Annotated in this window: 6 protein-coding genes; 3 read left to right on the top strand and 3 right to left on the bottom strand. The window is 48.9% G+C overall.

Translation table 11 applies throughout. The features are described from left to right. Nucleotides 1–55: 55 nt before the first annotated feature. Entirely contained in the window at nt 56–2560 is a 2505-nt protein-coding gene (locus B1A98_RS08280) for an ATP-binding protein (protein WP_125474350.1), read from the bottom strand. Further along, nucleotides 2536–3081: a hypothetical protein gene (locus B1A98_RS20195; RefSeq protein WP_125474351.1), complete on the bottom strand. Its 546-nt coding sequence runs from the start codon at nt 3079–3081 to the stop codon at nt 2536–2538. Before B1A98_RS20195 ends, B1A98_RS08280 begins: the two co-directional genes overlap by 25 nt. 410 nt (nt 3082–3491) lie before the next feature. On the opposite strand from B1A98_RS20195, the gene B1A98_RS08265 reads away from it, so the two are divergent. From B1A98_RS08265 to B1A98_RS08255, 3 genes are all read left to right on the top strand, one after another. Further along, nucleotides 3492–9506, top strand: coding sequence for a SpaA isopeptide-forming pilin-related protein (locus tag B1A98_RS08265; protein WP_063384549.1), 6015 nt, complete (start codon nt 3492–3494; stop codon nt 9504–9506). 162 nt (nt 9507–9668) lie between these two features. After that, complete coding sequence (locus B1A98_RS08260) at nt 9669–10796, top strand: response regulator (RefSeq protein WP_063384550.1); 1128 nt, start codon at nt 9669–9671, stop codon at nt 10794–10796. Continuing rightward, nucleotides 10793–11407 carry a class D sortase gene (locus tag B1A98_RS08255; protein ID WP_063384551.1) on the top strand — a complete coding sequence of 205 codons (615 nt, stop codon included), beginning with the start codon at nt 10793–10795 and terminating at the stop codon, nt 11405–11407. The genes B1A98_RS08260 and B1A98_RS08255 overlap by 4 nt, the downstream gene beginning before the upstream one ends. 149 nt (nt 11408–11556) lie before the next feature. On the opposite strand, the gene B1A98_RS08250 is transcribed toward B1A98_RS08255, so the two are convergent. Beyond that, nucleotides 11557–12150: a TetR/AcrR family transcriptional regulator gene (locus B1A98_RS08250; RefSeq protein WP_063384552.1), complete on the bottom strand. Its 594-nt coding sequence runs from the start codon at nt 12148–12150 to the stop codon at nt 11557–11559. Nucleotides 12151–12515 lie beyond the last annotated feature (365 nt).

The following is a 12515-nucleotide window of genomic DNA, read 5'->3' as shown; positions in this document are numbered from 1 at the left end:
CCGGTGAAATTGGTGAATGCGCTTGTTTCTGTCATTGCTTCTCTTCCATAGCGAGTCAAGCGTTCGGCTGTTTCGGGAGATAGAAGAGAATCACGGTGCCTTGCCCCGGCTGGCTGCTGATGTCTAGTCCTTGGCCGTACAGCTGCTTTAAGCGCCGGTTGGTGTTATAAAGACCGACGCCATGACCTTGTTTGGACGGGGTGGCCAAGGCCTGGCGGATGGTTTCTTCGTCCATGCCGACGCCGTCGTCGATAATGGCTGCTTCGATTTGCTCTCCTTGGTCTGTCAGCCGGATGCGGGCGGTTCCGCCTTCGATGCGTTTAAGAATGCCGTGCCGGATGGCGTTTTCGACTAACGGCTGGATGGAGAGCGGCGGGATGCTGATTTTGATGGCCGGATCGATGTCCCAGATGATGGCCAGGCGTTTGCCGAAGCGTTCTTTCTCAATGAACAGGTACGACCGGAGAAGCTCCAATTCGTGTTCGAGCGGCACGAGCCGCTCTAAGTTTTTCGAGGTGAAGCTTCGTTGCAGGTAATTCCCGAATTCTTCTAAGAGATGGGTCATCCTGGCGGGATCGATTTCCCCTAATGAAGCGATCGTGTTCAATGTATTAAATAAAAAGTGCGGCTGAATTTGCGCCTGGAGCCATCCTGCCTCCAGCCGGAGCTGCTTGTTTACAGCCCGTTTTAAATTAGTGAGTGTATCGACGCGGACTTTCAGTTCCACGCCTTCGATCGGTTTATTGATGTAATCGTTCGCTCCCGACAGGAAGGCGGCAATGATGTCTTCCGGCTGGCTTCTTGCCGTCAGCAGCAGAACCGGCAATTCTGCGATGGAAAAGGACTCGCGGATCGTCCGGGTGAGCTCATACCCAGACATTTCCGGCATGACCGTGTCGATAATCACGGCGTCCCATTCGTTGGTCTTGAGCATCGCCAGTGCTTGTGGCCCGTCCGCAGCTGTGGCAATGCAGTAAGGGGCGGTGGAAAAAATGCTTTCCAGCGCTTTTAAGTTCACTGGGTCATCATCGACAGCGAGCAGACGGATCGGGTCGATCGCGGACGGCTGCTCGTCGGCCGTCAAAAAGCTGTCACTTTCAAAGGCTACCTCCTGTTGCGGCTCGCGGCTTGCGGCTGTTTCCGGCTGGGTGTTAGGACCAGCTGTTGGAAGCGTGAATACAAAGACGGCTCCTTCATTAGGATGGGCGTGTATTCTCAATGTCCCGCCATGGAGTTCCACGAGCTGGCGGCAAATCGTCAGCTCCAATCCGAAACCGCCAGGCTCCGCCGATTGTTCCTCAAAGTCAACTCCTTTGCGTCGAAAGCGTTCTTCTATGCCGCTTCCGGCTACGGAAATTTCGGCCCAGCCGTCTTTGCTGGCGGCATAGACAGCGGCTTCTCCGGTCTCGGAATGCTTGAGAGCTGTGTGCAGAAGGTTAAACAGGATTTGCGTCAGCCGCTCTTCATCCGCCCGCACCAGCGGGAAGCCGGCCGGGATGCGATGAGTGAGTTTGATCGCTTTCCCTCCCGCCATGTAGCGAAGCATATCAAACACCGCTGCCGCTGCTGCTTGAACAGATACCTCCTTCTGGTAAAGGGTCAGGCGGTTTTCCTTCAATCTCTCCAAATCGACCAGATCGCTGAGCTGGGCAAACATGCCTTGCCCGATGGTCTGCATGAAGTCAAGGTCGCCTGCGCTTGCTTTGTCCAGCTTGCTTTTTTCTCGTTCCTTCACTGCCCGGGCAATGTGCAGCATGCTGTTCAGCGGCTGTTGCACTTCGCGGGCAACCGTGGCGAGAAATTGGTCTTTCAGCTGGTCGGCTTCCCGCAGCTCGCTCGCCAGCTGCTGTGACTGATCGAGGAGGCGGAAGTATTTTTTGAACCAGTACGCAGCAAAGAAAGTCAACGAAATGACAAGGTCGATCGGATAAGAAAGGATATCGAGAGCCAGCTTTTTCGTAATGAGCAGCCAGACGAGGCTATTCACCGCGGCGATGATGGAGAACAGCAAGAAGATGCGGTCTTTATCGACCTGTTTCGCCGTGCGGTACATGAAGAATACCGCCAATAAGCAAGGGACCAGCATCACGATCTCATAGAATCCTTTCACCGCCAGGTTATAGGAAGCGGGCAAACAGAGAATAGCAAGGGCTAACAGGGCGCACAGCCCCGCATACCTGCTGCTCCATTTGGTGCGCCATGCATCTGGCAGCAAATGCTTGGTGCATTGCAGCAGAACATAGCCGCTCAGAAGCTCTGCTAAACAAAGGACCTTTATCCCCCATTCAAAAGAAAGAGGAAGCCACTTAAACAGCAAATTTTCCCCGATTAATGTGCCCAGCACGGCGCAAACAATGGCGAGCGCGAAGTAGAGCAGCCGCCGGTCTTTGTTTCCGACAAAGAATAACACCACACTGTAAACGGCATGGAACAAGTAGATGATGCAGGCGATCAGGGCAATATCCTCAGCTAAGCGCTGATGATTGCCGAAAGGCGCCGCCAGGCCGAAGGTAGGCGCCGCCACAAGGCCGCCTTTCAGCGGATGATCGAAATTGGCCACCTGAATGACCAGCTCAATTTCCTTTGTATGTTCCACTGTGAAATAAGCGGTGTAAGGAGCATTGGATGGAATATAATGCTGCCGGTCTTCTGCCGGCTTTCCCTGTCCCCCAACAGCTGCCCGTTTACATATATTTTCGAAGAGGCATGGGCATCGGGAAGGTGCAGGCCGTAGATGCGGCCTGCGTCGGGTTCAACCAGAATCCGCAGGCGATAAGAGCCGAACCCATATGTATGGCCGTTTTCTGTCGATGTCTTCCAATCGCCGGGAACGCGTATGTATTGTGTCAGCCAGCTGTTTTTTTCGTTGCCGGGCTCAAGCAAGGTATCAGGATAAAATTCCCACTCGCCTTCAAGACGTATGGAATGGTTTTTAATCGCCTCGCCCTGGCGTAAGTCTAACGTCCCCTTGACAGCGTGCGGCTGATCAGGAGCTACATATAAGTAGAGCCAAAGAAGGCGGGGGATCGTCAGAATAATCAAAAATAAGGTACATGTGAGTAGAATTTTTTTCGTCATCATTATAAAGAACTATTCGACAAAATTTTCCTTCCTCCTTCTGTACGACGCAGCAAGAATGGTGATTACATGCGAAATTTTACATAAAAAGGTTGATTGAAGTGTGTAATTACTTGGTTAATTAGAACTAAAAACTTAAAAAGCAAGTTATATGAAGCAACAGGAAATAAAAAAGCAGCTTTTTTAAGGACTAACGGCTCATTTTTCATAAATTTGCTGGTTAAAACGAAAGGGTGAAAAAGCAAGCGTTTTCTTGCTCATTTTGTTCAGAATTTGTTCAGAGGAGGGTTGTAAAATTTAAACAGTTTATCTTAGAAGCGCGATTGTCGAAATTCGCTGGATAACAGCAGGACAATCGCGCGTGTGGAACAAAATGAGCGAAAGCAAATGAAGATATAAGGGAGAAGGATAATATGAGAAAGAAAATAAGTGCTGCGGCCTTTATACTTGTTTTATTCCTGCACTCGATCCTAAGCGGAATCGGGCTGCCGGTGACAGCAGCGGCAGAAGGAGTAAACGCAAGCATACTGACAGACGTTCTGTTAACGGACAGCAGCGGAACGGCTCTGGATGCCCAGCACCGCGCGAGCGCGGAACAAGCCATCCAGGTCATGTATGACTGGTCGATCAGCGGGAGAGAAGTGCAAAACGGAGACACGTATTCATTTACTCTTCCTTCCGAACTTGAGGTCCCATCTGGTCAGCAAGGTTCACTCCTGACGGCTGATCATATCAATGTGGGGACGTTCGAAGCAGCAACGGACGGCACTGTCACGATCACGTTCAATGAAGCGGCAGAGGCAAATCCCGAGTCTCAAGGAAAATTAACGCTTGCTGCCGCCTTTAACCAAGCAAACCTCGCCGGAAAGGATACGGTTTCGATTGCTTTTTCTTTAGGTGAAACAGAGAAAGTGATCGATGTGGCGCTTGAACCGGAAGCTGATCCGGCATCAGAAGAAGAGCCGGCCGTGGAAGCCGATAAAGAAACAGCAGGCGGCTTAGAAGATGACCCGGCAAAGGCTGAAGAAGAGCCAGAAAGCGAAGCCGGCCTGTCGGCGGAAGACAGCGAACAGACAGCGCCAGCTGAAGAAACAGGCGCTAAAGCCACACGGGCGGCGCGCGCAGCAGAAGTGATTACTGAAAACATCATCACGAATGTAGAGCTGTATCACCGGACAGAAGACGGGACAGAGGAAAAGCTGGAGCCCGGCCAGGAAATTGAAGTAACCAATCCGTATGATCAGTTTCAAGTCGCGATCAAATATTTGTTTGCCCTGCCAAACGGCCATGGCTACGGAGCGGGTTCAACTTATACGATCGATGTGCCTAAGATGTTTAAGGTCTTGCCAAATCCGGAGGCCACCCCACTGACAGGCCCCGATGGCACAGCGTTTGGCAGCTTTATCGTCAACAAAAACGGTCAAATTGTGATGACCTTCAATGAAAACATTGAAACCAATTCTGATATTAGCGGATATATTGAGTTATGGTCCGCCTTTGATCAACACTATGCAGGTCCGGCAGAAGGAGAAGAAATTACATTCCCTGTGTCCGGCGGAGCATCTATTGAGTTTCCGGTGAAGTTTATCCCGGATGCGACGGCAATTGACAAACGGGGCGTGCCGAATAAAGCCTACAATACAGAAACGATCACTTGGACGGTCGATTTTAATAAGAATTTGCAAAAACTGACCGATGCGACGCTCGAAGATCATCTCAGCGACGGCCACCAATTTAAAAAAGGATCGCTAAAAGTCTACCGGCTGCAGATGCAGGCCAATGGAGAAATAGATGAGAGCGGGACACAAGAAATTAACCCTGCTACATTTGGTTCGGCCTTCCCGCTGCAGCTAGGAAACATTGACTCGGCTTACCGCATCGTTTATGAAACGGAGATTGCGGAAGGGGATGCCGGCACCACTTACACAAATACGGCGGCCTTGAAAGAGCCAGGCAAAGACCCGCTGGAGGCGGAGGCTTCTGTCGGCGTTAAACGCGGCCAGCCCCTTGAAAAAACGGCAACTGACTACGATCCAAAAACACAAACGATTAAGTGGGAAGTCAAATATAATTACAACGAAAAACCAATTGTCGAAGACAAAGCAAAGCTGACAGATGTCTTTGGCGACAACCAGGAACTGATCGAAGACAGCTTTGAAGTAGTAGAGGTGGAGATCGACCCGGACACTGGGGAAGAAAAAGCCTCTGCACCGTTCAGCCATTACACGGTCACTCCAGCTAGCACCGGCTTCGAATTCCAGTTTAATCAAGACATCAGCAAAGCTTATAAAATTACGTATGAAACAAAAGCGAAAAACCGGGTGGAGAAAGATACCCTAGTTGAAAATAAGATTACGGATGAATCGAACAACGAAACAAAAGGTTCGCAATGGATGAACCAAGGCGTCTTTTATAAGTACCATAATGAGAACGCTAATTATGATGAGAAAACAACGGGCTGGGGACTCGTCATCAACAGCGACGAGCACATAATGAGAGACCTCACGGTTGTGGACACTTTGCCGAAAGGATTTACCCCGCAGGATATTCAAGTGACCCATGGCGGAGTCAGCTTGACAGAAGGTGCGGATTATACGAAGGCGTTTGATGAAGGAACCCGGAAGTTAACGTTTACCTTCAAGCAGCCGGTTACGAAAGAAGTGCATATTGCTTATACGACAGCGATTAATTTTGACCAAACCGAGCCGGCTCAAGATGGCAACTTCCGCAATCAAGCGGTGATCAATTGGAAGCCGGACGGAACAGAGGAAGAGAAAACAAAAGAAGGAACCGCCACATTTGAGCCAGACCGCTACACAAAAGCCAATGGATTCAAAGGCGGCTCCTACAATCTGAAAACAAAAACCATCGACTGGAAAATCGGCGTCAATTACAACAAAGCCACACTTAAGGATGCCCAAGTCGAGGATATTATTGAAGGCGAGCAGAATTTTGACATCAATTCTGTCAAGGTCTACCACATGAAGCTGACCGGAGGAGCAGACGGCTACGAGCAGGGAGAAGCGCTGGCGCCGGACAGTTATACAGTGGAACCGATGACAGGCCCTAATGGGGAACGAGGCTTCAGAGTGAAGCTTGGCGACATTAACACTCCTTATTTAATTACGTACGCCACCGACCTGAACGACAAGTTAATTGCAAAAAAATATAATAATACCGCTGTGGTGAAGAGCAGCAACCAAGAGGACATCCCTTTAACAGCTGCCGTTTCGCCTAAACACGGCGGGGAATACACAAACAAAAGCGCCGGACAAAATGAAGACAACCCGCGCATTGTCAATTGGAATGTCGCGATTAACTTTGCTCAATCCACCGTCTCGAACGTATCGATTTCTGACACGCCGAGTAAAAATCAGTCATTGATTAAAGACTCGATCAAGCTGTATGAAACAGACGCATCTCGAACGGGACTGACAAAAGGTCAACTGTTAACCGAAGGAAAGGACTATACACTGAAGTTTGCTGAAAACGAGGAAGGACAGGAGACGTTCACCCTCACCTTTACTAAAGAAAAGATCGATCGGGGATACATTCTCGAATATGACACGTACATCTTGTATAAAGGCGACGGAAGTATCAGCAACGATGTAAAGTTTACTGGAGATGAAACAAAAGGCCTGGACACGAATAATTCAATTAAGCAGGCAATAGAATTGGCTGGTGTCGGCGGCGGCATCGACGGAAAAGTAGGCAGCCTGGAAGTCACTAAAGTGGATGCCGGGGATCAAAAGCTGTTAGCCGGTGCAGAGTTTACCCTTTATGACAAAGAAGGAAAACAAGCGATCCGCACATACACGACAGGCGAAGATGGCAAAATCGTCTTTAAAAACTTGCTGTATGGCGACTATATTTTGAAAGAAACCGGTGTTCCACAAGGATACGTGACGACCATTCCGAACGGACAAGTCGTGCAGGTGGAGGCGGATCTTTCCAAAGTAACGATCGAGAATAAGAAAATCATTCACGCCGTTCAATTAAGGAAGATAGATAAAGAAACAGGGGCTGTATTAGCTGGGGCCAAGTTTGCGCTTCAGAAAAAAGAAAACGACAAATATCAGACCATTGAAGAACTGACAACTGATGAGCAGGGATTAATTTTCAAAGACGGATTAACGCCTGGCGATTATCAATTTATCGAATTAACGGCGCCGGCAGGCTACCAAAAGTCTGACAGCCCGCTTCCGTTTACGCTTGCCGATAAACAAACAGAAGTCGTCAAAGTTACCGCGGAAAACTTGAAATTAGGCTCGGCGGAGCTCATGAAGGTAAATGGGGACGATCCGAGTGAAGCATTAGCGAACGCAGAGTTTAAGCTGCTTCAGGCAGATGGCTCAGTTGTCGCGCCGCTTCTGGTCACTGATAAAGACGGAAAGATCACTGTAACCAATCTTGAACCGGGACAGTATCAGTTTGTGGAAACGAAAGCACCTGATGAGTTCCAACTAGATGAAACGCCGCTTTCATTTGAAATTAAAAAAGGCGAAACCGCCACGGTGAAAGTGCGGGCGGAAAACCGGCTGATTACCGGAAAAGTCGTGCTGAGCAAGGTGGATAAAGATGAGCCTTCCTTAACATTGGCCGGTGCAGAATTTAAGCTGGTCAATGAACAAGGCGATGTCATCAAAGACCAGTTAACAACTGATGCAGCCGGCGAGATTGCGGTGGATCAATTGAAGCCGGGAACATATAAATTTATTGAAACGAAAGCACCCGAGCATTATCAGTTAAATACAAAAGAAATCGAATTTATTATTGAACGAAGCAAGACAGAAGCAGACGTGAAGGCTGTGGAAGTGACAGCTGAAAATGAACTGATTCCGGGTTCAGTGGAGTTGACGAAGGTTGACAAAGATCATCAAGGAGCCCCGCTTGCCGGAGCGGTATTCAAGCTTCAGGATACAGCAGGAAACGTCTTGCAGGAACAGCTGACAACTGATGAACAAGGCAAGATTCGCATAGACAACTTGCGGCCGGGCAACTATCAATTGGTTGAAACGAAAGCGCCGTTTGGCTACTCGCTAGTCACTGCGCCCGTTGCTTTTACAATTGAAAAAGGGCAAACGGCAGCCATTGCTGTGACAGCAGAGAACGAACTGTCGACAGGATCGGTCGAGTTGATCAAAGTAGACAAAGACAACCATCAGTTAACACTTGAAGGGGCTGTATTTAAACTGCAGGATTCGCAAGGGAATACGTTGCGGGAAGAGCTCACGACGAATAAAGAGGGAAAACTGGTTGTGAATGGCTTAAAGCCTGGCGATTATCAATTGGTTGAAACGAAGGCGCCGTTCGGGTATGACCTGGACGAAACGCCGATCAAATTCACGATTGTAAAAGGCCAGGTAGAAGCAATCGTGAAGCAGATGGAGAATGCATTGACTCCAGGGTCCGTCGAATTGATCAAGGTGGATAAAGACAACAATCAAGTGACATTGCAAGGAGCTGAGTTTGAACTGCAGGATGCAGCAGGCAATACCTTGCAGCAGGGATTAACTACTAATTCGGACGGCAAGCTGATTGTCAAGCAGTTAAAGCCTGGCGACTATCAGTTTGTCGAGACGAAGGCACCTGAGCATTATCAGCTCGACAAGACGCCAATCAAGTTTACGATTGAAAAAGGGCAGAAAGTCACCTTGAAGGTCCAAGTGGCCAATGAATTAATAACTGGCTCTGTTGAACTGACAAAAGTCGATAAAGACAATCATAAAGTAACACTGCAAGGAGCCGAGTTTGACCTGCAGAACGACCAAGGAACTCCTTTGCGGACAGGCTTAACCACCAACGCAGATGGCAAGCTGACGGTTGACCATTTAAAACCGGGCAACTATCAGTTTGTTGAAAGGAAAGCGCCGCAAGGCTATCAGCTAGATGATAAACCGTTGCCATTTAAGATAGAATTCAGCCAGAAAGAAAAGATTGATATAGTAGCAGAAAATAAAAAGAAACCAACAGATCCAGGCAGCCCGGGAGAACCGGGTAAACCAGGAGAGCCAGGAGAGCCGGGTAAACCGGGAGAACCTGGAGAGCCAGGAGAACCGGGTAAACCGGGAGAGCCAGGAGAGCCAGGAGAGCCAGGAGAACCGGGTAAACCAGGAGAACCAGGAGAGCCGGGTAAACCGGGAGAACCAGGAGAGCCAGGAGAACCAGGCAGTCCAGGAAGACCAGGCAGCCCAGGAACATGGGGCGGCCAAGGAACACCGGTTACACCGGTCAGTCCGGGAACATGGGGCGGCCAAGGAACACCAGTTACATCGGTCAACTCAGGCGGAGGAACCCAGCCAGTTGCAGGCGGCAGTCAAGGGAATGGAAAAACATTGCCAAGCACAGCCACAGCCATGTTCAATTATGGACTCATAGGGTTTGCAGCTATTGCTGCTGGTGTGTTCATGCGCAGAAGAAAAAAATAACTTAAGACCGACAATAGGGTTGTCCAAAAAGTATGCATCAATACTTGGAAGGGCAGCCCTTTTGTTCAGACGATGCATTTTTATGTTTTACAAGTTAAAGAAGAAATGTTAACTATATTATAAACGAGGAAGATTGTACTATAAGGAAAAGGGGGAGACGATATGAGAGCAGTGTTAGTCGATGATGAACCGCTAATTCTGGCTCATCTTGAAAAGCTACTGCAAGAAATCAAGGGAATCGACGTCATTGGTACATACAGCAATCCCCATCATGCCCTCCAGTGGGTCGAACAGAATCAGCCGGATGTCGTTTTTCTTGATGTGGAGATGCCGGAATTAAGCGGAATCGAATTGGCCGAAAAAGTGGTCCGTTTATGGCCGCAAATAAATATTGTGTTTGTGACGGCTTATAGTGAATATGCGGTGAAAGCCTTTGAATTACATGCGGTGGACTATCTTTTAAAGCCAGTGAAGCGGGAGCGTTTAGCTGAAACCGTTCGCCGTTTTCAGTTAGATACGGCAGAACAACAGCCAGTTTCATCCGCTCCTATGGTGTGCTGCTTCCAGTCTTTGCAGTTTAAACAGCCCGGTCTCGATCAGTTTCAGACAGTGGATGTTCGATGGAGAACATCGAAAGCGAAGGAATTATTTGCTTTTCTCCTTCATCACCGCCAAAAGCCTGTTCGCAAAGATATTATTCTAGATTTGTTTTGGCCGGAAACGGACGAGTCCAAAGGATTTACCCAATTATATACAACCATTTATCAAATCCGGAAGATGCTTAAATCACTGGGGATTCATATAAATATTGCCAGTCACGATAACCATTATGTTCTTGATTTGAATGAAGTGAAGCTGGATGTGGAGGAGTGGGAGAAAGGAATCGCTTCCTTGTCCCCGATTACACCGGCTACGTTGGAAGAACATCAGGCGCTGATTGATCTGTATGAAGGAAATTACCTGGAGGATTGCGGTTACCTTTGGTCAGAAGGGGAGAAGGAACGCTTGCGGTCTCTTTGGCTGAACCATATTACACATGTGGCCCAGTTTTTAGTGGGCAGGCGGGAGTATCCGCAGGCTGTTATTCTGTACAATCGAGCTCAAGAAATACATCCTTATACAGAAGATAGCTACTTTATGCTGATGCAGCTATATGATAAGCTGCAGGATCGCCACTCTGTTGAACTGCAATACGAGAGGCTGACGTGCATGCTGGCGGAGCAATTTAATCAGGAACCGCGGCAGCAGGTGAAAGACTGGTACTGCCATTGGTCAGGAGTTGCCTTATGAGAAACTTTGTCAGCCTTCTTTTGATTCTAACCGGTCTCGTGTTCACCGCTGTGTCCCTGTTCCAATTCTATCAACATAGCGCCAGCGCAAAAGATTCTTTACAAAAAGCCGAGCAGCTTGTGGCGGACGAGGAACATCCAGTGGATGCAAGGGCACAATTCGCTCCGAAGGAAAATGAAGAAATCGGTGTGCTGCGGATTCCGAAAATCGAAGGGGTCCTGCCGATTGTTGAAGGAACAGCAGACGAAATGCTGAAAAAGGGCGTAGGGCACTTTTCTTCTACTGTATTTCCCGGCGATAAGGAACAAATTCTTCTATCCGGCCATCGGGACACCGTCTTTAGAGATTTTGGCCAGTTAGAAAAAGGAGACCGCTTTATCATCGACATGCCATATGGCACCTTTGAATATGAGATGCGGGAAGCGAAGATTGTGGAAGCGGATGACACCACCGTAATTGCCCCGCAAGGAGAAGAAGTCTTGACGCTTTCCACTTGCTACCCGTTCGGTTACATTGGCCCCGCGCCAGACCGCTATGTGATTTATGCCTACCCCGCTAAGCCGTCTTCCGGTTCGCAAGCACAGGAGAGAAGCGGTCAGAATGGTGAGTGAGATGTCACAAGCCGGCTGACTGCTCACCGGTACAAAATAAGCGAGGATGGAAAAGGGGATACGGCTGATTTAAGACCTTGATAACAACCAGACAAAACCCCGCGGAGAGGGATCTCCATGGGGTTTTGTCTGGTTATATCACTCAAGCTTCAGCCTTCCCGGTTCATTAAGCCATTCAGAAAGAGCTGGACAAATTCTTTTGCCCGTTCGGCCGGCTCTTTCTGTAAACGGAGGGTGGTGCCAAAGTGCACCAACGTGCCGACCAGGCTTTCTGCTGCCATCGACATATCGATATCGGCTGAAAAATAGCCCATTTGCTGTTCTTTTTCCAAGTTCAGTTGAATGCGCTTTGCTAGTTCTTCCTTGATTGCTTCAGCTTCCGGGGAGAGACAGAGGCCGATATGGGTGAGCTGCGGTTTTTCATGGAAAAAGCTGAATATCCCCGCTACTCCGGCGGCAATGGCATCGGCCAGAGAAGCGTGCTGAATGTCCGGCGCCAGCAGGCTTGCTTGGACGTGTGCAAACAGCTGCTCGCGAAAGGAGTTCGTCAGCTCCTGAAATATCGCTTCTTTGCTTTCGAAATAAAGGTAAAAGGCCGGCTGGCTGACGCCGGCTTTTTTGACAATCGCACTGATTTTCGTTTCATGATAACCGTTTAATGCAAATTCCTCTGCAGCAGCGGCCAACAGCCGTGCTCTGCTTTTTTCTCCGTCGGAGCCGGGTTTTCTTCCGGGTTTGGCCATGTTGGTTCACTCTTTCTCTCAGGTTGTTATAGCGGTATCCTATCATACTTTCTGAGCGGGTACCATGCAGTCGGCGAGAAGAAAAAGGTGAAAAAGCGCTTTACTATATTACTCGTGAGTAATATAATAGAGTCAGGGGAACGGAGGAAAACGATTACTGATGGGTGTGTGCGATGAAAGTCGCCAGCACTGTGAGGAATCGTAACAAGATGCAGAGGTAAGGAATGGATCAAAAGAGAGCAGCAGCAAGAAGTGAAAGGGCGGAGGCTAGCCGCCCGGTCAAGCGCGAAGAGAGGAGCAGCCGCAAGATGGCTGCTCCTCTCTTTCATTGCCTGCTAATGAAAAATCAAATTGTAAACGCTTTC

The organism is Pseudobacillus badius (assembly GCF_002189605.1).
In the GTDB taxonomy this organism is placed as follows: Bacteria; Bacillota; Bacilli; order Bacillales; family Domibacillaceae; genus Pseudobacillus; species Pseudobacillus badius.
The sequence above is the reverse complement of the archived record's forward strand: the minus strand, read 5'-3'. Positions and strand labels throughout refer to the sequence as shown.

Bases quoted from the DNA above. Each gene is read 5' to 3' on its own strand.
- B1A98_RS08265 (WP_063384549.1), top strand. From the start codon at position 3,492: ATGAGAAAGAAAATAAGTGCTGCGGCCTTTATACTTGTTTTATTCCTG.
- B1A98_RS08255 (WP_063384551.1), top strand. From the start codon at position 10,793: ATGAGAAACTTTGTCAGCCTTCTTTTGATTCTAACCGGTCTCGTGTTC.
- B1A98_RS20195 (WP_125474351.1), bottom strand. From the start codon at position 3,081: ATGATGACGAAAAAAATTCTACTCACATGTACCTTATTTTTGATTATT.
- B1A98_RS08260 (WP_063384550.1), top strand. From the start codon at position 9,669: ATGAGAGCAGTGTTAGTCGATGATGAACCGCTAATTCTGGCTCATCTT.
- B1A98_RS08250 (WP_063384552.1), bottom strand. From the start codon at position 12,150: ATGGCCAAACCCGGAAGAAAACCCGGCTCCGACGGAGAAAAAAGCAGA.